The organism is Pedobacter sp. KBS0701 (assembly GCF_005938645.2).
Taxonomy (GTDB): domain Bacteria; phylum Bacteroidota; class Bacteroidia; order Sphingobacteriales; family Sphingobacteriaceae; genus Pedobacter.
Genome location: NZ_CP042171.1, coordinates 6,214,637 through 6,238,220, shown reverse-complemented (window position 1 = coordinate 6,238,220; position 23,584 = coordinate 6,214,637). Strand labels below are relative to the sequence as shown.

Annotated in this window: 19 protein-coding genes; 13 read left to right on the top strand and 6 right to left on the bottom strand. The window is 39.2% G+C overall.

The window, feature by feature from the left end; genetic code table 11:
- Positions 1-243: 243 nt before the first annotated feature.
- Positions 244-1,704 (bottom strand): cysteine--tRNA ligase, encoded by a 1,461-nt coding sequence (gene cysS / locus FFJ24_RS25435; protein ID WP_138819937.1) that lies wholly within the window; start codon positions 1,702-1,704, stop codon positions 244-246.
- A 406-nt stretch (positions 1,705-2,110) separates the two neighbouring features.
- Between cysS and FFJ24_RS25430 the strand changes: the two genes are divergently transcribed.
- From FFJ24_RS25430 to FFJ24_RS25415, 4 genes are all read left to right on the top strand, one after another.
- Complete coding sequence (locus FFJ24_RS25430; RefSeq protein ID WP_138819935.1) at positions 2,111-2,542, top strand: GNAT family N-acetyltransferase; 432 nt, start codon at positions 2,111-2,113, stop codon at positions 2,540-2,542.
- A gap of 194 nt (positions 2,543-2,736) precedes the next feature.
- Entirely contained in the window at positions 2,737-3,630 is an 894-nt protein-coding gene (gene lipA / locus FFJ24_RS25425; RefSeq protein ID WP_025144173.1) for a lipoyl synthase, read from the top strand.
- A 114-nt stretch (positions 3,631-3,744) separates the two neighbouring features.
- Positions 3,745-4,296 carry an RNA polymerase sigma factor gene (locus FFJ24_RS25420; RefSeq protein WP_138819933.1) on the top strand — a complete coding sequence of 184 codons (552 nt, stop codon included), beginning with the start codon at positions 3,745-3,747 and terminating at the stop codon, positions 4,294-4,296.
- A 2-nt stretch (positions 4,297-4,298) separates the two neighbouring features.
- A complete protein-coding gene (locus FFJ24_RS25415; RefSeq protein ID WP_138819931.1) occupies positions 4,299-5,156 on the top strand; it encodes an anti-sigma factor domain-containing protein in 858 nt (285 codons plus the stop codon).
- 576 nt (positions 5,157-5,732) lie between these two features.
- Here the strand turns inward: FFJ24_RS25415 and FFJ24_RS25410 are convergent.
- Positions 5,733-6,434 (bottom strand): AIM24 family protein, encoded by a 702-nt coding sequence (locus tag FFJ24_RS25410; protein ID WP_138819930.1) that lies wholly within the window; start codon positions 6,432-6,434, stop codon positions 5,733-5,735.
- Positions 6,435-6,559: 125 nt separating this feature from the next.
- A complete protein-coding gene (locus FFJ24_RS25405) occupies positions 6,560-8,056 on the bottom strand; it encodes an NAD(P)H-hydrate dehydratase (protein WP_246862699.1) in 1,497 nt (498 codons plus the stop codon).
- A 265-nt stretch (positions 8,057-8,321) separates the two neighbouring features.
- Between FFJ24_RS25405 and yiaA the strand changes: the two genes are divergently transcribed.
- Positions 8,322-8,729, top strand: coding sequence for an inner membrane protein YiaA (yiaA, locus tag FFJ24_RS25400; RefSeq protein WP_113950314.1), 408 nt, complete (start codon positions 8,322-8,324; stop codon positions 8,727-8,729).
- A gap of 39 nt (positions 8,730-8,768) precedes the next feature.
- Here the strand turns inward: yiaA and FFJ24_RS25395 are convergent, their stop codons facing one another.
- Positions 8,769-10,841, bottom strand: coding sequence for a M48 family metallopeptidase (locus tag FFJ24_RS25395; RefSeq protein WP_138819928.1), 2,073 nt, complete (start codon positions 10,839-10,841; stop codon positions 8,769-8,771).
- A 210-nt stretch (positions 10,842-11,051) separates the two neighbouring features.
- On the opposite strand from FFJ24_RS25395, the gene eat reads away from it, so the two are divergent.
- The 8 genes from eat to FFJ24_RS25355 all read left to right on the top strand — a co-directional run bounded on the left by eat (position 11,052) and on the right by FFJ24_RS25355 (position 21,339).
- The gene (eat, locus tag FFJ24_RS25390) at positions 11,052-12,365 is read left to right on the top strand and encodes an ethanolamine permease (RefSeq protein ID WP_138819926.1); all 1,314 of its coding nucleotides are present in this window, start codon (positions 11,052-11,054) and stop codon (positions 12,363-12,365) included.
- The gene (locus tag FFJ24_RS25385; protein ID WP_138819924.1) at positions 12,365-13,726 is read left to right on the top strand and encodes a glutamine synthetase family protein; all 1,362 of its coding nucleotides are present in this window, start codon (positions 12,365-12,367) and stop codon (positions 13,724-13,726) included. Before eat ends, FFJ24_RS25385 begins: the two co-directional genes overlap by 1 nt.
- A 246-nt stretch (positions 13,727-13,972) precedes the next feature.
- Positions 13,973-15,121: an iron-containing alcohol dehydrogenase gene (locus FFJ24_RS25380; RefSeq protein WP_138819922.1), complete on the top strand. Its 1,149-nt coding sequence runs from the start codon at positions 13,973-13,975 to the stop codon at positions 15,119-15,121.
- A 122-nt stretch (positions 15,122-15,243) separates the two neighbouring features.
- Positions 15,244-15,957: a gamma-glutamyl-gamma-aminobutyrate hydrolase family protein gene (locus FFJ24_RS25375; RefSeq protein WP_138819920.1), complete on the top strand. Its 714-nt coding sequence runs from the start codon at positions 15,244-15,246 to the stop codon at positions 15,955-15,957.
- Between the two features lie 80 nt (positions 15,958-16,037).
- Positions 16,038-17,402 carry an aldehyde dehydrogenase family protein gene (locus FFJ24_RS25370; RefSeq protein WP_138819918.1) on the top strand — a complete coding sequence of 455 codons (1,365 nt, stop codon included), beginning with the start codon at positions 16,038-16,040 and terminating at the stop codon, positions 17,400-17,402.
- 2 nt (positions 17,403-17,404) lie between these two features.
- Positions 17,405-17,794 carry an STAS/SEC14 domain-containing protein gene (locus FFJ24_RS25365; RefSeq protein ID WP_138819916.1) on the top strand — a complete coding sequence of 130 codons (390 nt, stop codon included), beginning with the start codon at positions 17,405-17,407 and terminating at the stop codon, positions 17,792-17,794.
- A gap of 1,074 nt (positions 17,795-18,868) precedes the next feature.
- Entirely contained in the window at positions 18,869-20,818 is a 1,950-nt protein-coding gene (locus FFJ24_RS25360) for a beta-N-acetylhexosaminidase (protein ID WP_138819914.1), read from the top strand.
- Positions 20,819-20,868: 50 nt separating this feature from the next.
- Positions 20,869-21,339 (top strand): CYTH domain-containing protein, encoded by a 471-nt coding sequence (locus FFJ24_RS25355; RefSeq protein ID WP_138819912.1) that lies wholly within the window; start codon positions 20,869-20,871, stop codon positions 21,337-21,339.
- Positions 21,340-21,392: 53 nt separating this feature from the next.
- On the opposite strand, the gene FFJ24_RS25350 is transcribed toward FFJ24_RS25355, so the two are convergent.
- A complete protein-coding gene (locus tag FFJ24_RS25350) occupies positions 21,393-22,361 on the bottom strand; it encodes an FKBP-type peptidyl-prolyl cis-trans isomerase (RefSeq protein ID WP_138819910.1) in 969 nt (322 codons plus the stop codon).
- Between the two features lie 199 nt (positions 22,362-22,560).
- Positions 22,561-23,556, bottom strand: coding sequence for an FKBP-type peptidyl-prolyl cis-trans isomerase (locus FFJ24_RS25345; protein ID WP_138819908.1), 996 nt, complete (start codon positions 23,554-23,556; stop codon positions 22,561-22,563).
- Positions 23,557-23,584: the final 28 nt, after the last annotated feature.

The window sequence follows — 23,584 nt, the reverse complement described above, 5'->3', positions numbered from 1 at the left end:
AGTTTCTTATTCCTCAACAATTCGCACCACATTCTTATCTCCGCTTTGGTACTATCATTTCGATGAGCTCTGGCAAAAGTTTTTAGTTTAGGGTTATAGTTGTTCATAAGCTTATTCCATCTATGTTTCATCCTCCTGCCCCCTTCAAAGGGGACAGACTCCTTGATGAATTCAAAATGCCCAGAATGTATTTTTTCGCGATTAATCCATCGCCCTTGAGGAGATGATCATTCTCAGAACTAACTAGGCCTTACTCCAGGTTGTACCCTCTTTGCCATCTTTAAGCTGGATACCCAATTCCTGTAAGCCTATGCGGATCCGGTCAGATGTTGCATAATCTTTATTCGCTTTTGCTTCAGTCCGTAAGTTAATCACCATCTCTAAAACGCCATTTAAGTCATTTCCACCAGCATCCTCATCTTTCAAACCTAAAATACCGAATACGAAATCATTAATCAATTGCTTTAACTTTTCTAAAGCATCGGCAGAAATTTTTCCTTTACCATCGTAAACGGTATTGATAATACGAACGGCTTCAAATAACTCGGCAACCAAAATCGGACTGTTAAAGTCGTCATTCATCGCATTAATGCATTTTTCTTTCAATGCATCAATATCGAAATCATTCTGTTCAGAAACCGATAATTTATCCAGCAGACCAATTGCTGACATTAAACGGCGGAATCCTTTTTCCGAAGCATCCAAGGCATCGTTAGAGAAATCCAAAGTACTGCGGTAATGCGCCTGCAACATAAAAAACTTTACCGTCATTGGGCTATAACCTTTTTTCAGTAGAGGGTGGTCACCAGTAAACAATTCTAAAGGAAGGAAACCATTACCTGCAGATTTAGACATGCGTGTGCCATTTACGGTAAGCATATTGGTATGCATCCAATAGCGCGCAGGCTGTTTATGGCTGCAAGCTTCCGATTGTGCAATTTCATTGGTATGGTGCGTAGCCGCTAAATCCATTCCACCCCCATGGATATCAAACTCTGCACCCAAATATTTGGCGCTCATGGCCGAACATTCAATATGCCAGCCCGGAAAGCCCATGCCCCATGGCGATTGCCATTGCATTAAAGTTTCCGGTTTTGCTTTTATCCAGAGCGCAAAATCTAACCTTCCGCGTTTCTCATCCTGTCCACCCAGTTCGCGGGTATTGTTCAGCATGTCTTCGAGGTTGCGGTTGGTTAAAATCGTATAATTGTATTCCTTACTATATTTTTCTACATCAAAATATACATTGCCATCCACTTCGTAACCATAACCATTGGCAATAATTACCTTAATCATTTCAATCTGTTCGATAATATGACCTGTAGCAGTAGGTTCGATACTTGGCGGCTGTGTATTGAACATGCGCAATACATCATGGAAACCCAAAGTATATTTCTGTACAATTTCCATTGGCTCAAGTTGTTCCAATTTCGCACGCTTTGCAAACTTATCATCACCCTCATCCCTATCGCCTTCCAAATGGCCTGCATCGGTAATGTTACGCACATAACGCACCTTATAACCAGCATATTTAAGATACCTGAAAATTAAATCGAAAGAAATAAAAGTGCGACAATTGCCCAAATGAACATCGCTGTAAACAGTAGGACCGCAAACATACATCCCAACATTGGGTGCATTTAAGGGTTGAAAAAGTTCTTTTTTGCGTGAAAGCGTATTGTAAAGCTGTAAGCCAGTATCCATACTGCAAATGTAAGATTTAGTTAGAAAGTTAAAACGTTTAAAATTGGATTGTTAGGCTTATGATTTTTAGCTAACATTTATCTACCGGGCAGAATGATTAACTTATATTGTTTCCATTGCTAGATTGTAGTATTGCTAGCTTGTTATTTGGAAAGGTGCTGTAGTGCCTATCGGCAATAGCAGTCCCTCTTTCTGCTGTAGCTTCGCCGAAGGGGCTCAGGCTGCCGCTTCAATAGGGTTTAGGTGGCAAGGCCTGGTGCATTTTGGATCGTAGTTAGCCCTGGCGCCGGCCCGTCAAATTCGTAAGTTGTCAGTACTAGACATCCGTACCGTCAGCTCTTACCATCTGACGGTTGAATCGAATTTAAACTTTAACTTAGTTTCACTTCTTAAATCATTAGTATAAATGGTCAAAATCAGAGCAATAACCGAAAAAGATGCAGAAAGTGTGGCAGGGCTGTCTACACAATTGGGTTACGAGAGTAACATCGAACAAACACTATTTAGGATCAGGCAGATTAACAACAGTAACGGGAACTGTGCTTATGTTGCTATTTTCGAAAATAAGGTGGTTGGCTGGATCCACGGTTTTTATACCTTAAGAATTGAGTCAGATTCTTTTGTCGAAATTGGCGGATTGGTTGTCGATGCTGCTTACCGCAACCTAAAAATAGGAAAACAGTTAATTGAACGCATAAAACTTTGGGCAGAACAGCATCAGGCGAAGAAATTAAAGGTAAGGTGCAACATCAAACGAACGGAAAGTCATCAATTTTACGAACGGATTGGTTTTAAAGAAAATAAACGGCAAATTGCTTTTGAAATTGATTTAGATTAATTTTTTAGTGTCAGATAGAAATATCTGACACCACAGGCCCTTGCTAAACTTGCGAAGTCTAGCTCCGCCTCTGCACAGCCAGACTTCACAAGTTGGCCCCACAGTTAAACAATTCACCAGTTAATCCAACTTTATTACAACCCTCAAACATTTCGGCATTGTAACATTTCAATCCTATTCATTAACTTTGTACCATGATTGATTTACCGGTAGTACCTGCTGTGACTGAAGTAAAGCGTAAACCAGATTGGTTACGTGTAAAATTACCCGTTGGTAAAGAATATGCACAAGTTCGCAGTTTAGTAGACACGCATAAGCTCCATACCATTTGCGAAAGCGGCAATTGCCCGAATATGGGCGAATGCTGGGGCGCAGGTACGGCAACTTTCATGATTTTAGGAAACATCTGTACCCGCAGTTGCTCTTTCTGTGCGGTTGCTACAGGCAGACCACTGGCTGTTGATGTTGACGAACCAAACCGTATTGCCGATTCGGTAAGGTTAATGGGCGTTAAACATTGCGTAATTACTTCTGTAGATCGTGATGATTTAAAAGATGGCGGTTCAATCATTTGGGCCGAAACCTTACAGGCCATCCGCAGAGAAAGCCCGATTACTACCTTAGAAACTTTAATCCCTGATTTTAAAGGTCAGTGGGATAATTTATACCGCGTTTTAGAAGAACGCCCTGAAGTGGTTTCACACAATATGGAAACCGTTAAGCGCTTAACGAGGCAGGTGCGCATCCAGGCTAAGTACGATAGAAGTTTAGAAGCTTTAAAAAGAATTTCGGAATTTGGCTTAAGAACAAAAACAGGTATTATGCTTGGTTTGGGCGAAACTGAAGAAGATATTTTCGAAGCCATGGACGATTTAGTGGCCAATGGCGTTCACATACTAACCTTAGGTCAATATTTACAACCAACCCGTAATCACCATCCTGTGGTTGATTGGATCCATCCTGATACCTTTGCAATGTACAAAGAAGCAGGTTTGGCAAAAGGCCTAAAATATGTAGAAAGCGGTCCTCTGGTACGTTCATCTTATCACGCCGAAAAACACCTTTTTCCAATTGAAGGAATAGCATAATTCTTTTTTAAGGAATAGATTAGCAATGTTTTAAAAATCGCACTCTTAAGCGGAATGCATTTTTAAAACATTTTTTTGCTTTTAGTGTTGTGTATTGTATCTTAGTGACCAATAGTGACTGCATTAAAAAAATTAACTCTAACCGAGCCTGAACTTGTTCAAGCACTGCAATCGAAAGATCCGGCGGTACTAAAAACGCTGTACAGCATGTATTCGTCAGCGCTTTACGGCGTTATTTCACGTATTATTACCCACACAGAGCTTGCAGAAGATGTATTACAAGAAACTTTCGTAAAAATCTGGCAGTCTGCAGCACACTATGATCATACAAAAGGACGTTTGTTTACGTGGATGATGAATATTGCCCGCAATTTATCGATCGATAAACTCCGTTCTAAAGATTTTAAGAATTCACTCAAAAACCAAGATATAGAAAATAACGTAAGTTTCGTTGATGAACAAAACAAGGTTACGTTTAACCCGGATGTTCTTGGTGTTAAGCAACTTGTAGAAAACCTTAAACCGGATTTACAAGCAGTTCTTGATTTAGTTTATTACAAGGGTTTCACACATGTGGAAGCCGCAGAAAAGTTAGATCTGCCATTAGGTACGGTGAAAACCCGGATCCGGTTGGCTATTATTGAATTGAGAAGGAATTTTAATTGAGCGTGGAAAATTTAAAAGCATATATCGAATCTGGAGTACTTGAACTGTACGTTTTAGGTGATTTATCACCTGAAGAAACACTGCAGGTGGAGGAAATGGCATCTCAAAACCCTGAGGTAAGAGATGAAATAGCGGCCATCGAGCAAGCTATGGAACAATATGCTATGCAAAATGCTGTAGAACCATCTGCAGATGTAGAAACAAGATTATTCGAAAAGTTGGGGTTAAGTGAGATTGAAGAGAATGTGAATGTTCAACCCGAACCAATTTATGCTGAAGAACCAAGAATTATACGTTTGGATGGAAGTGATGCTAAAGTGAGAACTTTACGTTACGCCTTAGTTGCTTGTATAGCTTTATTGGTAGTAAGTACGGTAGCATTGTTTATTACGTATAATAAGTTAAATGCTGCACACGACCAAATTGCCAGCTTAAACCTGGATAAACAGAAATTTGCTGGCGTAGTGAGCAAGCTCGAGTTCGAAAACCAGGGCTTAGATAATATGGCTGAAATGGCCGATAGTAAAGAATGGGCAACCATCCGTATGGCAGGGCAGGCATTTAGTCCAGCTTCTAAAATGAAGGTTTACTGGAATAAAAAAGATAAAAGTGTGCTGATTAACTATGTGGCAATGGATTTACCCAAAACCGATGCCGAACATCAATATCAGTTATGGGCCTTGGTAAATGGCAAACCGGTAAGCCTGGGTGTTTTTGGGAAAACAGATTCAACCAATAATGAGGCACTGTTAAAGATGCAAACCATTCAGGAAGCACAGGCGTTTGCCGTAACCTTAGAACCTAAAGGCGGAAGTGTTAATCCAACCATGGACAAATTAACCGTAATGGGTGGTGTTTAATTAGACATTATTTAATCAACATAATAAATCCCGACATTGGTAAAATGCCGGGATTTTCTGTTTTTTAACTAAAGAATCGTCATTTCGAGTGAAGTGAAACGAAGTCGAGAATCACGTAGTGCTCAGCGAAGCTAAATCTGTCTAAATAGATCTCTCCATTCCGCTGCGCTTCAGTCGAGATGACGATTAAGATTTAACGCCTTAGTTGTGTATCCACTAGCAAAGGAATATCATATTTTAAGATTTAGTTGCATATTTCATTTCTTCACAAGAATACACCGATCCCCTATTAGGTCTGTTAAATTATGAGGAAAACTGTTTAAACTGAAGGTTTTTGCTCCTTGCACCTAAAATAGAATGAATGGCCGCGCCACCTAAACCTGACAATAGCGAGCACCGAACGCAGAGAGGTAAAGTGAATGGCAGGACTATCGTTGCCTAAAGGCTTCTGCATGTGCTTTCCAAAAAAGCGGATAAATATTTCTGCTGAAAGAAGCACAATACCTGATTAACACATGCAGAGAGACCTTGTCATAAAGATCTCTCCACTGCGGTCGAGATGACGATTTTACTATATTAAGACTTTGCTGCGTACTTCACCTCTTCGTAAGGCTGTACCAATACCCATCCCTCGCCAAAAAACTCTAATTGGAAAGATTCGCCACTTCCTCTTCCGATGAAAGAACCGAAAGTCAAATTGGTTTTGATGTTTGGCGTTAAATTTTCCGACCAGGCTACCGTAGCATTCGGATCGGTGTATACCGGTTGGTTGCCCGTTACTCTTAATAAAATGGGTTCGCCATGTGTGGTTATGGCAATATAACCGCTGCCCGATAATTTAACCTGGAATAAACCACCACTCATCATGCCAGCAATGCTTTTTAACATCTTTATTTCATTTTTAATATTCTCTTCCAATGCCAAAACATCATTACCATTAACAAAAACTGACTCGTTTTGGAGTTTGATGATTATCACTTTCTTACCCTCGTCGGCCAGATATAATTTGCCCGTTCCTGTTGCGTGCATCAGTGAGGTGCCTTCACCAGATATGGCTTTTTTTAACAAACCGCCCAAACCTTTGCTCAATAGCCCTTCTCTTTTAAAATCGATGTTTCCGATATAAGCCACCATCGAACCAGCCTTTGCCAGGATTTTTTGATTTTTTAAGTTTACCTCCAGCATGGCCGGTTTTTCCAGTTCAAAAAAATCGTTTTCTGCCGGGTTTTCTGCTGATTCCTTTATGAGTTCGTTCAGCGTATACTCTTTTTGTGCCATAATAATTTTGTTTTCCGTTTTAAGATATCTGTTATTTAAATATTCCTGTAAACCATAAATTCTAAACTAGAAGTATAGTAAGTTAGTGGAGTTTTTTCCACAATTCTGGCTAAGCACATGACAAACTATATGGAGATGAGCACTTTAATTTCTTTTGATATCCTTGCGCTAAGATGCGACGCGGTAACTACGAATTGTTCCTGCGCTAAATGATCGCCTGCTTTTCCATGAATGTAGCAAGCCAGAATAGCGGCATCTGTTGCAGAATACCGTTGCGCCACAAAACCTGCAATAATCCCGGTTAAGATGTCGCCCATCCCCCCCTGTGCCATTGCCGGATGACCTGTTAGGTTGATCAGCACTTTCCCTGTTGGCAAACAAATAAAGATATATTGGTTTTTAAGTACGATAACGATTTTTAATCTTTTGGCTTTTTCTTTGGCCGACTGTACCCTGTCCCACCAGCTGTCGTGCTCACCGAATAAGCGATCGAACTCTTTTACATGAGGGGTTAAAATGGTATTTGGAACAAGTTTATCAATTAGATCCGGTCTTTCGCCCAAAATATTTAAGGCATCAGCATCAATCACTAAGGGTTGATTGGCTAAGATCAAACTTTCCAATAGCTTTTCATTTTCAGGATTTGTTCCCAAACCCGGTCCAATGGCTATAGCCTGGTATTTCTTTGGGTTTTCGATCCGCGTATATTCGTCTCTTGGCAGTGCCATTACTTCGGGTAAGCTGGTATTTAAAGCTATTAATCCACTTTGTGGGATGCAGGCGGTAGTTAAACCCGCACCTGTATGTAAACAAGCCATTGAAGAGAGTAAAGCCGCCCCCATGGTATCGGTATTACCCGCTATAATCAATGCATGGCCATAAGTACCTTTATGACTGAATAACTTGCGTGGCTGTAGTTTTTTTTGAATATCGCTTTCATCTGTTAAATAAAAATCGGCTTCCTGTTTTTGGATAAATAGCTCATTGAGCTCAATTTCTACCACTTCAAATTTTTCAGTTGCAGCGGCAGATTCGGGAAAGAAAAAGTTAATCTTTGGACGTTGAAATGAGATCGTTTTATAGGCTTTTATGCCGTTATACACTTCAGGTAATTTTCCTTCAGAAAAAAAACCTGTAGGTACATCAACCGCATAAACCTTTTTATGTTGTTTATTAATAAACTGAACCAGTTCTTCATAGTCGCCTGTCAACGCTTTATCTAAGCCCGAACCTAAAATGGCATCGATCACTAAATCTGCTTTTAAGCTTTTCAGATCGGAAGGTTGGTTGATTACTACTTTTTTGCAGCGCGATTCGTCTATCCGTTGCAGGTTGATGGTAAAATCGTCGCTTTGCTTTTTACTAAAGTTAACAATGTAAACTTTAATGTTTTCATAACCGTTGGCCATTAACAAATGGGCAATCGCTAATCCATCGCCACCATTATTTCCCTTTCCACAAAAAATGGCCACACTTTTAGTGGCGTCAAACTCATCTCTCAAAAAGCACTGAACAAAAGCCCTGGCAGCCTTTTCCATTAGATCGATTGATGCAATGGGTTTGTTTGCAATGGTAAACTGATCGGCACTGCGCATTTGGGCAGAAGTAAGCAACGTTCGCATATAACTAAGGTAAGATTATAAGCTATAATGCGAAAGATTGAATTTTGTTTGTTTTTTTATCCATTAACGCAATTGCCATTATTGATTTAAGCATTTTTAACTACAGATGTTGACAGATAAAGACGGATTTTCATAGCCACATACATCCATTTCATTTCCTCTCATGCATCAGATTTAAAAATAATTTAAGGCAGCGGCTTTTAATTGTTATACCTTTTGCCAATCTTTAGCGTTTCCTATTGAATTAAATTAAATCTCAAAACAAATGAATCAAAAACCATCGAATGCATTCGTGGCTGCGGCCTGGATTGCATTAGGCATCGGAATGATCGGCTTTATTGTAGGCCTGTGGCGTTCTGATATGCTTCTCAACGAAAAAGGATATTATTTTACGGTATTGATGTTTGGCCTTTTTGCCGTAATCTCTTTACAAAAAGCTGTTCGCGATAAACTGGAAGGAATTCCCGTTACCGAAATTTATTATGGTCTTAGCTGGTTTTCTACACTGCTCACCATCACTTTGTTGGTAATCGGTTTGTGGAATGCCACTTTGTTACCCAGTGAAAAAGGGTTTTATGCCTTTGCCTTTTTACTCTCACTTTTCGGCGCCATTACGGTGCAGAAAAATACGAGAGATAGTCAGATCGTAAATAAAAATCGTGATTCGGAATAAGCATAAAAGCCAGTAAGATTAATTACTGGCTTTTTTAAGCTAACTAAATACCGGATTTATCAACTTTGCTTCAAAGTTCAGAAGTTCTCTTTTAGTAAGGAAATGTCGTTCATAAATTACTCCTCCGAAAAAACTCATCGCAAAAAATAAGTCCTTAAGCTCTTCATCAAAATAAAGATCTGCCCCAAAATACTTATAATCATGTTTTAAGTAATCTGCCAGGGCTGTTTTTGCCTCTTCGGTTATTAAACTGGCATACGCATCATCGTTAACGATTGCAATCAAATAATCCTTAAATTTCTGCTCTTCTTTTTTAACGACCACCATCTTTCTTTTGATCATTTCCTTGGATGCTGATGTATGCATAAATCTTGTTGCATTGGCCAGATCTAAATAAGCATTCTCTTGAACCGTGAATTCTTCAGCAACCTGCTTATATTTGATCGAAAGCGATTTAAATGTTGCTTCAGTTTGATTTTCTTTTGCCAAAAATCTGAAATATTCAAAAACCTTTACATCGAGCAGGGCCAATTGCCCATTTTTCTTGCTTATTTCACCCTTCAGATAATCGATCATTGCCCTACAATCTGCCAGCGAATACTTTTTGCCATCGTAATTAAATGTTTTAACATTAATCACCTGCGAATCTATATTATCTATCGTGGCCAGATCGGCTTCCAATGCCTTCAACTCATACATTACGCTTAAGTTGGTGTCATCAAAAAACTCTTCAACGCTCAATTCGGATGGAATAGTTGGCAGATCAAATGAATCTATATTAAATTGATGATAGGGATTTCTATAATCGAAATAACCATTAAAAATATCAGGATAAGAATTTTGATCATTTTCTTTCAAAAAATCAGTTTCGAAGTCACTCAACTGCTGTACCGATGGTTGCTCTCGGTAAACTGCGCGCTGGAATATCTGTGCTGTAAATTTTTCAGCAATTTTTTCCTGATCAACAAGTAGTGTGTTCGCCATATCATGGTATGGTTTTGCAACAGGAATTCCAAGGTCATTTAATCTTTTAACACGCTCATCGGTTTCAGGATGTGAGCTATATTGATTGGAAAAGGATATTTTTGATTTGTTAAAGCGGTTATAATAATCAATACTCACCTGCGGGAATCCATTTTCGAAAGGCAGTTTATTCCTTTGAGCCAAAAAATTCATTACTAAAATCTGTTGCGGAAAAATATTTGCCGAAATAACACAATCATCGATTTTTCTTTCGTAATAATTATAGATAATATCTACAGAACGGCTTGCGAGCTGCATGCGCAATAACGAATCAACGAGGGGTTTAGAACCTACAACTACTGCCGCAACTGCATCGGCATAAAATTCCATTTCGTGCGAAAGTTTGCTGTAACTCTCACTTAAAACCTGATATACACGCACTAGAATTTGTTGCATCAAACCAATTATCTTATCAGAAATCAGCACAAAAACACCAATATAAGAACTTGCATTCGCTATGCCCCGCGTTACTTTATCATAACTTTCATTTTCATAAAGCATATCGTAAATAATCTTATTAAATTGATATACATAAATACCTACCTTCATGCTCTTTTGCGAAAAGTGGCCAAACTCATGGGCCAATATTACACGTAGTTCATCAGCAGTGGTCGTATTAATCAGACCAAATCCGATTATCAGGTTTTTGCGCACGGGGAAAAACATGCTCCAAAAGTTCGAATCGTAAAAAACGGCAGCATTAACCTCATTCGATAGGTATACTTTTTTCGGGAAATCTGTTTGTACGCTTAAAACAATTTCATCAATCATTTTAAAGATATTAGGCTGATCGGGCCTGGTAATTTCCATTAAATGAGACCTGTCCACCTTATTGCTCTTAAACATAAACTTGACCAGAAAAAACAGGATCATAAAGCCAAAACCTATCAAACCGATGCCCAGAATAAAAGTAATAGAAGAGCTGATGTACTCCATGAGCATTATCCCTAAATAACAGGAAATTGCGGTTAGCGCCAATGTAAATATTATTAAAACTATATAGGTGGCAATGAATAAGGTAATCGCCTGTACAGACTTGGCTGCCATCTTCTTAAAATTTTCAGAAGGCCGGAGAGCGTTTTCGTGCATAAAGATATTGTTTGGTCATGCAAGATAACAAAACGGATAAATGCCCAAAAGCGCTTTAAAAAAAATTAACAATAAATTATTGCAGCAATTGCGAGCGACAGTGAAATGATTCGAAAATAATTACTACTTTAAACATCAGATACCGAGGCTAATAGTTTATCATTTTCGAGCAAATTTTATAAACCTGTTTAAATCTTATAAATCCTACCCATGGAACAAAAAGATGGCTTAAGGAAAACGCTTACCCCCTTTATGCTCTGGGGGCTTGGCGTGGGTTATGTAATTTCGGGAATGTATTTCGGCTGGAATTTGGGTCTCGAAAAAGGTGGCACCCTGGGTATGGCCATTGCTACGGTTGCCATCATGGTGATGTATATTACCTTTAGTTTCAGTTATGCCGAACTGGCCTGCGCCATACCAAAAGCTGGCGGTGTTTTCGATTATGCCAATACTGCGCTGGGTAAAAACCTCGGTTTTATTGCGGGTATTGCCCAAATGGTCGAATTTATATTTGCCCCGCCTGCCATTGCATTTGCCATTGGTGCTTATTTTAATGCATTTTTCCCGCAGGTACACATTCTTACGAGTGCAATTGCGGTGTATTTCATTTTTACAGCTTTAAATGTTTATGGTGTAAAGGCTGCAGCTTCATTCGAAGTCATTATTACCATTTTGGCTGTTGGAGAACTGTTGCTGTTTTCAGGCATTACCTTAGCCAAATTTCATCCTGGAAACCTGGTGCATAACAACTTTCCTAATGGCTGGAGCGGTGTTTTCGCAGCAATCCCTTTTGCCATCTGGTTTTTCCTCGGTATCGAAGGTGTTGCCAATGTAGCCGAGGAAACCAAGAACCCACAACGCGATATCAGCAAAGGTTTTGGCTGGGGCATATTTACGCTGGTTGTATTATGTGTACTGGTTTTTATCTCAACCATTGGCATTGATGGCTGGGAAACCATTGTATATAAAAACGGAAAATCGGGCGAAACCTCTGATTCACCTTTGCCACTTGCCCTTTCGATGATAACCGGCGATAATCATTTAATGTACCACTTACTGATTACGGTTGGTTTATTTGGACTGGTAGCCTCCTTTCATGGTTTAGTTTTAGCAGCGGGCAGGTCTACTTATGAAATGGGCAGGGTAAAAAGTATCCCTGCAATATTGGGAAAAATCTCACCAAAATTTCAAACGCCGGCGAATGCATTGATCGGTAATATGGTAATTGGCATCATCGCTCTTTTATCTGGTAAAACTGCCGAGATTATTATCATTTCGGTATTTGGCGCATTGACATTGTATATCATTTCGATGATTTCGGTAATGGTGCTCAGAAAAAACAGTCCGGAAATGGCGAGGCCTTTTAAAACACCGGTTTATCCATTATTTCCCATCATTGCATTGATCATTTCCTGTGTTTCTTTTATCGCAATGCTGATTTATAATCTTAAATTGGGTTTAATTTATTCGGGCATTGTTTTAGGCATATTTCTTCTATATAAAATCTTTAAAAAGGCAGATTAATGAGTACTAGCAAAGAGATTCTGGATTACGTAAAACATCATCCTTCTGGAAAAGTAAAACTAGCTGTTGCTGATATCGACGGCATTCTCAGAGGGAAATATGTCGCTGCTGAAAAGTTTACTTCACTGGTTGAAGGCAGACTGGCTTTCTGCGATGTTACTTTCGGCTGGGATGCAGGTGATCTGGCTTACGAAAATGGAAAATATACGGGTTGGCATACCGGTTACCCGGATGCTCAGGTGAAAATCGACCTAAACACCTTTCGAAAAATCCCATGGGAAAATGAGGTGCCATTCTTTTTGGGAGATTTTATTGATGACCAGGATCGACCAAATTTTGTTTGCCCGAGGCAGCTGCTAAAAAAACTGATCACTGAATGTAAAAATGAAGGCTTCTCACCACTTTTTGCTCAGGAATTTGAATGGTTCAATTTTTCGGAAACGCCAGAAACCGCCCATGAGAAAGGTTTTACCAACTTAAAACCCTTAAGTCCGGGCATGTTTGGCTATTCCATTTTAAGGAGCACTTACCGGAATGCATTTATGAGCGACCTGTTCGAACTGCTGAATAAATTCGACATCCCTATTGAAGGCTTGCATACCGAAACCGGACCAGGGGTTTACGAAGCTGCCATCAAATATGCTCCGGCTTTACAAGCTGCCGATCAAGCAATTTTATTTAAAACAGCCGTAAAGGAAATTGCCTACAAACATGGGATCCTGGCCACTTTTATGGCTAAAATAAGCGAAAACTTACCTGGTTGCAGCGGACATGTGCATCAAAGCTTATGGGACAGCAACAACAAAACCAATCTCTTTTACGAGGAAAAAGATCCGGATAAAATGAGCGAAACGATGAAAAGTTATATCGCTGGTCAGCTGTATTGTCTACCGCACCTTTTGCCAATGATTGCCCCTACCATAAACAGTTATAAACGTTTGGTTGAGGGCGCATGGGCACCAACCACCGTAACCTGGGGAATCGACAACCGCACTACGGCATTGCGCGCATTGCCTGGAAGTAAAAAAGCTTCACGTTTAGAAACACGAATAGTAGGATCTGATACCAATCCATATTTGGCACTTTCTGCCTGTTTAGCCGCCGGAATGTATGGTGTTAAAAACAAACTCAAACTGGAACAACATGCTACCAAAGGGAATGGATATACCGATTTATCAAATGGTATATTATCCCGTAATTTATTCGAGGCTACACAAAAAATGAAAAATTCAGATCTGGCCAAAACATTATTGGGAGAAAATTTCGTTGATCATTTTACGATGACACGGGAATGGGAATGTAAGCAATACGCCAAAGTGGTAACCGATTGGGAGTTAAAAAGGTATTTAGAAATTATTTAGCCGAGTCGTCATTCCCAACCTGATTGGGAATCCTAATGCCTTAGGGGTATATTTTTTAACATCCAGCCTTAGATGGACTTAGGTGACTTAGGTGGTAAAATAAAACAAGCTAAAATGTTAACCACCTAAGTCACCTTAAACACCGTAGTTAATCGCTGACTGTTAGGTTTAATAATATAGCCTCAGATGGTAAAATAAATTAAAAAGAACAGGTCTTAAATACCTAAAATAGTAAAATAGAATATCATGATATTTGATAAAATCCATCAGTTTAATTTCCCCACAACCATCCGTTTTGGTGCAGGTGCCGTAAAAGAATTACCAGCTTATTTAAGCAAAAATCAATTAAAAGCCCCATTAATTGTTACCGATCCAACCATTGCCCAACTTCCGTTTTTTAAAAAAATTGTAGAAGATTTAAAGTCAAAAAATATTTCTGTTGAGGTTTTTAGCGACATACACAAAAACCCGGTAAAAAGCGATGTTTACAAAGGTACCGATGCCTGGGATGCTACCCATCGCGATAGCATTATTGGTATTGGCGGTGGCGCAGCTTTGGATGTTGCCCGTGCCATTGTACTGCGTGTTAACCACCGCGAAGATTTATTTAAATATGATGATTTAATCGGTGGAGATGTTTACGTAACCAACGATGTCCCCCATTTTATTACCATCCCAACCACATCAGGTACGGGAAGTGAGGTGGGCCGCAGCGCCATTATTGCCGATGATGAAACCCACCAGAAGAAAATCCTTTTCTCGCCTAAATTAATGGCGCAGATCGTTTTTGCAGATCCGGAGTTGACGATGGATTTACCACCTTTTATCACGGCAGCAACAGGGATGGATGCCCTAACACACAATATGGAAGCTTATCTGGCCAAAAACTTCCATCCTATGTGCGATGGAATTGCCTTAGAAGGTCTTTCGTTGATTAAAGACTCATTGGAACGCGCTACCAATAAGCCCGATTTAGAAAGCCGTAGCAAAATGTTAATGGCTTCCATGATGGGCGCCATCGCCTTTCAGAAGGGTTTAGGTGTCGTCCACTCGTTGGCGCATCCTCTTTCTTCTCTTTTAGATACCCACCATGGTCTGGCAAATGCCGTGAATATTCCTTATGGAATGCAATTCAACATTGTGGGATTTGAAGACCGGTTTAAAAAAATTGCCCGAACACTCGGGCTTAAAGAGGAAAATGGAGAAGCTGTTGTAAAATATCTGTTCGATTTAAATACGAAAGTAAATATTCCGCATAAATTGAGTGATATTGGCGTTAAAAGTGAACACATTGAAATACTTGCCGATTTAGCATTTGCAGATTTCGCACATCCAAACAATCCTAAACCGGTAAGCAGAGCAGATTTTAAACAATTGTATTTAAGTGCTCTTTAAAGTGATCATTAACCACAGATAAAAAGGATGAACACAGATAAAAGGTGGTATTACTTAAATAAAAAATCACAATCCAAATCTGTGTTTATCTGTGAAAATCTGTGGCAAAAACATAATAGACTATGCCTGATAAAATAACTATTGGTGTTACCGATTGCAGCAAGTATACCATTTACCGCGACTGGGCATTATATTACCATAAAAATGTAGAAGTAATCCAGCTCGGATACAAGCTTAACAATTTCGACGAGATCAAAAAATGCGATGGCATCGTTTTAACTGGTGGTGAAGACGTGCATCCGAGATTTTATAATCAGCCCGAATATTATCCTTATTGCTACGAGGATGATATCGATGAAAAACGTGATGAGTTCGAATTTAAAGTTTTAACCTATACCGAAGCTCATTCAATCCCGATTTTAGGTATATGCCGCGGCATGCAGGTTGGAAATGTGTTTTTTGGTGGCACCCTAATCCCCGACATCGCAACCTGGGGAAAATTCGATCATTCTAAAATGCACGATAAATCAGACCGCTACCACGAAATTTTGGTAAATCCATCTTCATGGCTCAATCAGATTGTAAATACCGATAAAGGATTGGTAAATAGCAACCACCATCAAAGCACCGATAAAACTGGAAAAGGGCTTGTGGTGAGCGCAATTTCTCCTGATGGGGTTACCGAAGCCATGGAACGATTGGAACCGGAAGGAAAATCATTTTTGTTATTTGTACAATGGCATCCCGAGCGGTTGCAAGATCAGCACAGTCCATTTAGCAAAAACATACACGAGGCTTTTATTCATGCGATAAACTTAAATATTAACCACAGATAAAAAGGATAAATACAGATCCTAATGATTATTACATTTAAAATCTGTGTTTATCTGTGAAAATCTGTGGCAAAACAAAGAATATGCAAATCATCAACCCAGCAACAGAAGAAATCATTACCAGTTTGGAGGAGGATAATTCATCCACGCTTCATCTAAAATTTGACGCTTTAAAACAAGCGCAGCCGCTATGGGCAAATAAAACCCTTCAGGAAAGGATTTTAGTGATCGCTAAGTTCAGTGGTTTATTGGAAACTGAGATAGAAGAACTGGCCTCGGTATTAACCAGCGAAGTAGGCAAACCTTTACAACAATCGCGTAATGAAATTAATAGTGCAAGAGCCCGTATTAAATGGATGCTTAATAATGCTGAAAAATATTTAAGTGATGAGGTGATGGTTGATGAACCAGGTTTGAAAGAAATCATTAAATACGAGCCGCTGGGTGTCGTATGTAACATTTCGGCGTGGAATTATCCTTACCTGGTTGGCGTAAATGTTTTTATCCCTGCACTTTTAAGTGGTAATGCAGTGATGTACAAACCATCAGAATATGCCACTTTAACCGGGTTACAGATCGAAAAACTGTTGAAGAAAGCAGGTGTACCTGATGATATTTTCCAGATCGCCATCGGTGCGAAAGAAACAGGCGCAGCTTTATTAGAAATGAACTTAGATGGTTATTTTTTTACAGGATCATATAAAACAGGGAAATTCATCTACGAAAAAGTAGCTTCAAAAATGGTTCCCTGTCAGTTGGAGTTAGGTGGAAAAGATCCTTTATATATTGCTGATGACGTGGCCGATGTAGCCGCTGCAGCGGTTGGTACAGCTGATGGCGCTTTTTACAATAACGGACAAAGTTGTTGTTCCGTTGAGCGCATTTATGTGCATGAGAAAAATTACGACGATTATTTGAATGCCTTCCTTACCGAGGTTAAAAGCTGGAAAAGTGGTTCACCTACAGCCGACGGCACTTATATTGGACCCTTAACGAGGAAAGAACAAATAGCGGTATTAAAAACTCAGGTTGAAGATGCTTTAAATAAAGGTGCAAAATTGTTAACCGGAGGCAAAGCCCTTGTAGGAAAAGGCTATTATTTTGAGCCTACCGTACTTACTGATGTAACAAATGATATGCTGGTGATGCAGGAAGAAAGTTTCGGCCCAATTATCGGAATTATGAAAGTGAAAGATGATGCCCAGGCATTAAACATGATGCGAGATACTGATTACGGCCTAACCGCTTCAGTTTACACAGCCGATCAGGCAAGAGCCGAAAAAATACTGTCTCAGCTTGATGCCGGTTCGGGTTATTGGAACTGTTGCGACCGGGTGAGTGCTGCTTTACCTTGGAGCGGAAGAAAATATTCGGGTATCGGTGCTACTTTATCCCACCAGGGATTAAGGGCTTTTACCAAACCAAAAGGTTATCATTTAAGGGATTAAATATGGGAAACGATAGAGATAATAACCTTATCGAAGGCGAAATAGCCGATTATTTATTAACAGATACCGGAATACTGATTGCGTACAGCAAAAATATTTTACGTACCGTAGAAAATATTTCGGCCAATGTTGCGCTGGTGAAAAAAATCACCGATAACAAGAAAGTTCCGTTGTTAATTTATTTGAAAAATTCGCCGGTTCCGGATAAAGAAACAAGAAAATTTTCGACTCAGCAGCTGCCCCAAATTTATACCGCAATGGCCATGGTTTCGAAACCGGGTTTGGCACAATTAATTATGAAAATACTTTTTAAGTTTCAAAACCCGCCTATACCGATGAAATCATTTACAGATGATAAGAAAGCGATGGAATGGTTGACGCAGTTTTTGTAATTTGAATCAAAAAGATATTATCCTCAGTTTAAATTATTGCGTGAAACCGATATAAGTGACAGTTTTTTCATCAATCATGGACTGTGAGGAATCGTCATGCTGAATTTATTTTACAAGTAGAAGTTAGTGTTTTCAATTGTTTTGTAGCTACTGCGTGATCAGCATCTTTCCTGCTAATAGCAAGCTTTGATATCTTAAAGACTATACTTTGGAGATAAATGTTGATTTTTTTCGCTCTATGCCGCGGTGGCATGGTACTTTGGAGCGCCAAAGTACCCAAAGCGCTTTGTCATCCGATGGCTATCGGATCCAGCAATGGGCCCTTTACACAATCTCATGCACATCAAAAAAACAGAGGCACTTTGTTTTGTGTTCAATGCTTTTTTGAGCTTAAATTCAGTGATTACGAACACAAAACCACTGCGTTTCAGGTTTGTTCGTGCCAATTGTAGTGAACTACTCCTGTTTTTTTGATTCTCCTGGCCCTTGGGATTGACGGCGTTCTTCGGTACAACTTGTAATTTATTAAAGCAAGCCAGCAAAACGCATAAAAAATCCAAACCAAAAGATGTGTCCATACGATAGGCCTGCGTGGGAATGACGGACGTTTTATAGGAATTCCATCATTGATAGGTATAATTTATTACATAAAAGGTAATATGAATGACAGCAGTTAATCTATACGTAAAAATTCGCTCGAGTTACCGTCCTTTCGAGCGGAGTGCAACGTAGCCGGGAACCACGATTGCTCAACGAAGCTAAATCTGCCAAGATAGATCTCTCCATTTCGCTGCGCTACAGTCGAGATGACGATCGATTTTTTTAAATCCGTCTATTGGTAATGCAAGAAGAATATGATACAGATAGATTTGTTGTTAGGTAGTAACTCCATTAGTCTTCGACTACGCTCAGATTGACAAATCTCTGGCTTATCAATCCCTAACTTTTTGCTCTTCGTGCTTTCTCTGTGACCTCTTTGTGGTTAAAAAAGTACGGAAACAAATATCACCCATTAAATCTTTTTTAATAAATTGCGGATTATACTTATCCGGCTAAACCGTTTTAATTATTTTAATGAAAAAATTATTCCTGATTATCTCCTGCTGTTTTTTTACAGCCAATACTTTCGCTCAATCTATTGTTACAGAAACTGAAATCGGCGACTCAGAAGGTGCTGTTGTACAAACACCAATTGCCATTATTCCAGAGCCAGTTTCATTGGTAAAAAAAGCCGGAAGCTTTACCTTACCCGAAAATGTAATTCTACAGGCGGTTAAAAGCGCAGAGTTAAAGCAATCCATTACTTATTTGTCTGACCGGATTACCACAGCAACAGGTAAATTTGTAAGCACCGTAAGCAATTCGACCCATCCTACTATCAAATTGATTTTAAACGCCCAGGAAGATGCACAATTGGGTAAAGAAGGTTACAAATTAAATGTTAATCCTACCCAAGTTGTCATCACCGCAAACCAGCCAGCTGGTATTTTTTATGGTGTACAATCTTTACTTCAGCTTTTTCCTGCCGAGATAGAGAGCAAAGAACTGGTGAAGGATGTGAAATGGAAAGCTCCTTGTGTTGATGTGGTAGATTATCCAAAATTAGGCTGGAGAGGTTTAATGTTCGACGTGGCCCGTCACTTTTTCACCAAACAGGAAGTAAAACAGTTTATCGATGACATGGTTCGCTATAAATTTAACTTACTGCATTTGCACTTAGCGGACGATGAAGGCTGGAGGATCGAAATTAAAGGCTTGCCTAAATTAACTGAAGTTGGTGCCTGGAGCGTTAAAAAAACCGGAACTTTTGGTGATTTTACCCCACCAACCCCTGATGAACCCCGTACCTATGGTGGTTTTTATACACAGGAAGATATTAAAGAATTGGTACAATATGCACAAGAACGTTTCGTGAACATTTTACCCGAAATTGATGTCCCAGGGCATAGTTTAGCCATTATCGCTTCTTATCCAGAATTATCATGTACGCCAGATGCCGTGAATTATAAAGTCCGTTCGGGCGAAAAAATTATGGATTGGAGCCGTGGTGCACCACCAACAGCCTTAGTTGATAATACCCTTTGCCCTGCAAACGAAAAAGTTTATGTCTTTTTAGACTCGGTACTGACGCAAGTAGCCAAACTTTTCCCTTTCGAATATATCCACATGGGTGGTGATGAAGCCCCTCATAATTTCTGGGAAAAGAACGATCAGGTTAAAGCTTTAATGCTTCGCGAAGGCTTAAAAACCATTCCACAGGTTCAGGCGTACTTCGAAAAACGTGTAGAACAGATTGTGATTTCGAAAGGCAAAAAATTTATGGGCTGGGACGAAATCCTTGAAGGTGGCGTATCGCCTACAGCGGCCGTAATGAGTTGGAGGGGAATGAAATATGGCATTCAGGCGGCTAACGATAAGCACAATGTGGTAATGAGTCCAACTGATTTTGCCTATTTGGATTATATGCAAGCGGATCCTATTACCGAACCAAAGGTTTATGCCTCTTTAAGATTAAACAAAGCTTATCAGTTTAACCCGGTTCCGGCTGGCGTAAATGCACAGTATGTTATTGGCGCACAAGCCAACCTTTGGACAGAACAGATTTTCACTTTCCGCCAGGTTGAATATATGGTTTATCCACGTGCATTTGCCATTGCCGAATCAATATGGAGTCCGATTGAAAAGAAAAACTGGACAAATTTTATTGATCGTACACAACAGCATTTCAAAAGATTAGATTTTGCAGAGATTAAATACTCACCTGCCATTTACGATCCGATTTTTACGGTAAAACGCAGCGCAGATAAACAACTGATGATAGAATTGACCACGGAAATAGATGGATTGGACATTTACTACAGTTTTGACAACTCTACGCCCGATCGCTTCTACCCGAAATATACAGCCGCGTTACAGGTACCTAAAGATGCCAGCATGTTGCGCGTAATTACCTATCGTGGTAAGCAGCCTATCGGAAGATTGATCAGCATGCCTGTTGCAGATTTACAAAAAAGGGCACGTTAACCAATCAGCATTAAGATTCCCGCTTTCGCGGGAAAGACGAAATACCTACCATGGGAAAAGAAATAGAGCGCAAGTTTTTAATAGATCAGCCAAAGTGGGATAACCTGGATAAACCGGAAGGAAAACTTTTCAGGCAGGGTTATTTACTCACTGATAAAGATAAAACCATACGCGTAAGGACAACAGAAACTAAAGGTTTTTTAACCATAAAAGGTCAAACCATTGGCGCCACACGGTTAGAATATGAATATGAAATCCCAGTTGATGAAGCCACGGAATTATTAGACAATTTTGCTGTTTCTGAACTTTCTAAAATACGCTATGAAATTACATTTAACGGCAAACTTTGGGAAGTGGATGTATTTTTAGGTGACAATAAAGGATTAATTGTTGCAGAAATTGAACTGGGAAGCGAAGATGAAACTTTCGATTTGCCTGATTGGATAGGTAAAGAAGTAACCGAAGAAGAAAAATATTATAACTCCAATTTAACGGTTAAGCCTTTTAAAGATTGGAATTAGATTTACATAAAGAGACCTTATAGGTTTTGAAAACCTATAAGGTCTAAATTGTTCTATTTAGCCACGGGCGTTGCCGCAGCTGGTTTAATAATACCTTTCAACTCCACATCAAATACCAACGGGGTAAATGGATTAATTGGCCCGCCACCATTTTCACCGAAGCCTAATTTCGATGGCAAAATCATTTTAATCTTACCGCCTACCCCGATCAGCTGAATGCCCTGAATAACGCCCTGTGGCAATTGACCCAATGGTAAACTGCGTGGAACATATTGTACGCTTTCTGAGAAAATTCCAGCCTCCTTCGCGATTTTAGCATCAGAAGTATCAAAAACATTTAATGTTCCGTTCGATTTTTTATTGGTAAACTGACCAGTATAGTCCATTAATACCGTATCTGTTAAAGCTGCCCTTTCAGAATTTCCTGGTGCAGAAATTACATACTGCAGGCCAGATGGCGCAGTAGTTACTTTCAGATTATTCTCTTCAACGTATTTGGCTATTTTAGCAGGTTCTACCGTTTTGTTTTTCTCGTTTAACGCTTTGTATTCAGCTTCAAAAAAAAGTCTTTTCTTTGCCTCAAAAATAGAATCGGGATCTTTCCCTTTGTGTAAAACCTTCTCAATTTTAATGGTAAAGGAGGCAATATTCGATTTTAATCCTTTTGGTTTCGGCTGTCCTGAATATTTCTCCATCGAATCGAGGTTCAATTTAAAAACGGCGCTATCTCCTTCACCAAGTAGTTTCAATCCAGAGGCTAAATCGCCTTTAAACATCGATTTGCTAATGGCAAAAAAAGCAGGACGTTCATTATCGTAGGTATTTACCATTACCGAGTCGGGATTGGTATTGGTTTCTACTGTTTGAACGCCGTTTAATTTTACATAATCGCCATCCTGAATTTTTGGCTTACCTTCACTTTTATAGATCTTGTAAGTCATATCTCCTTCACCCTTTTCGAATTTGTTACAGGCACATAGTCCCGATGCTGCTGCCAAGAGAATAATTATTCCTTTTTTCATTTAATATATTAATTAAAAAATTAACCTTTAGTCCAATTTTTGGATGACTGGCTATTTTATCAGATCATACAAAGATAGGCTATAATAAGTTTTTACGAATCTTTGTAAAGTTTTATTTCTTGGTTTTGCGTCAAAAAAATCAGACAAAAAAAATCCTGCCTAACTGAATAAGCAGGATTTAAAATTATATTTTAAGAAATTACTTCTTAACCGGAGTAGCCGCTACCGGAGCTGAAGTTGCCGGAGCTGGTTTTCCTTTTATGATATCTTTAATTTCTAAATCGAAAGCAATCGGGCTGAAAGGCATAATACCAACCTGTGGTGCACCTTGCTCGCCGTAACCTAGGTTAGAAGGGATAATTACTTTAATTTTACCACCTTTACCAATTAACTGTAAAGCTTCAGTAAATCCTGGGATAGTACCACCAACCGGCATTTTTTGAGGGCCATAAGGTTTACCTGGTTTAAATTCGTTTTCTGCTTTAGCCAGTTTCTCATCACTTGTATCGAAAATTTTGTATTTACCATCTTTACCTTTTTTAGTTACTCTACCAGTATACTCAATTAGTACGGTATCGCCTAAAGCTGCTTTTTCTGCACTTCCAGCGTTTTCGATAATGTAGTGTAAACCACTTGCAGTAGTTTTGGTTGCCAGTTTAGTATCATCTAAATAAGCTTTTAACTTAGCAGGTTCAGCAGCTTTCTTTTTTTCTGAAGTAGCTTTATAGTCAGCCTGGAAAAATTCCTGAGCTCTCTTGTTAAAAGTAGAGTCAGCTTCGCCAGTTTTTTTCTTGAATACTTTCTCGATTTTCACCGTGAAAGTGATGTATTTATCATTTTTGAATTGCTCTGGTTTAGGTTGTTTACTATGAAATGCCATAGTATCCAGGTTTACTTTAAACGTAGCGCTATCGCCTTCTCCAAACAATGTTAAAACATCGTTCATATCACCAGCATACATTTTTTTCTGTGCAGGAAATACTGCAGGTGTTTCGCTATCGAAAGTGTTTGATAAAACTGAATCTTTATCGTTTTTCTGAATAAAATTCATTTTAACAATATCGCCTTCTTTAATTTTTTCGTTACCTGCCGAGTGGTGAATGGTATATAGTAAGCCACCAGCTCCCTTTTTCTCTTGTTTACATGCTGCTAAACCTAAAGTGGCTGCTGCTAGAATAATAATTCCCTTTTTCATTTATTAATTTGACTTTTTTAAATTTTTA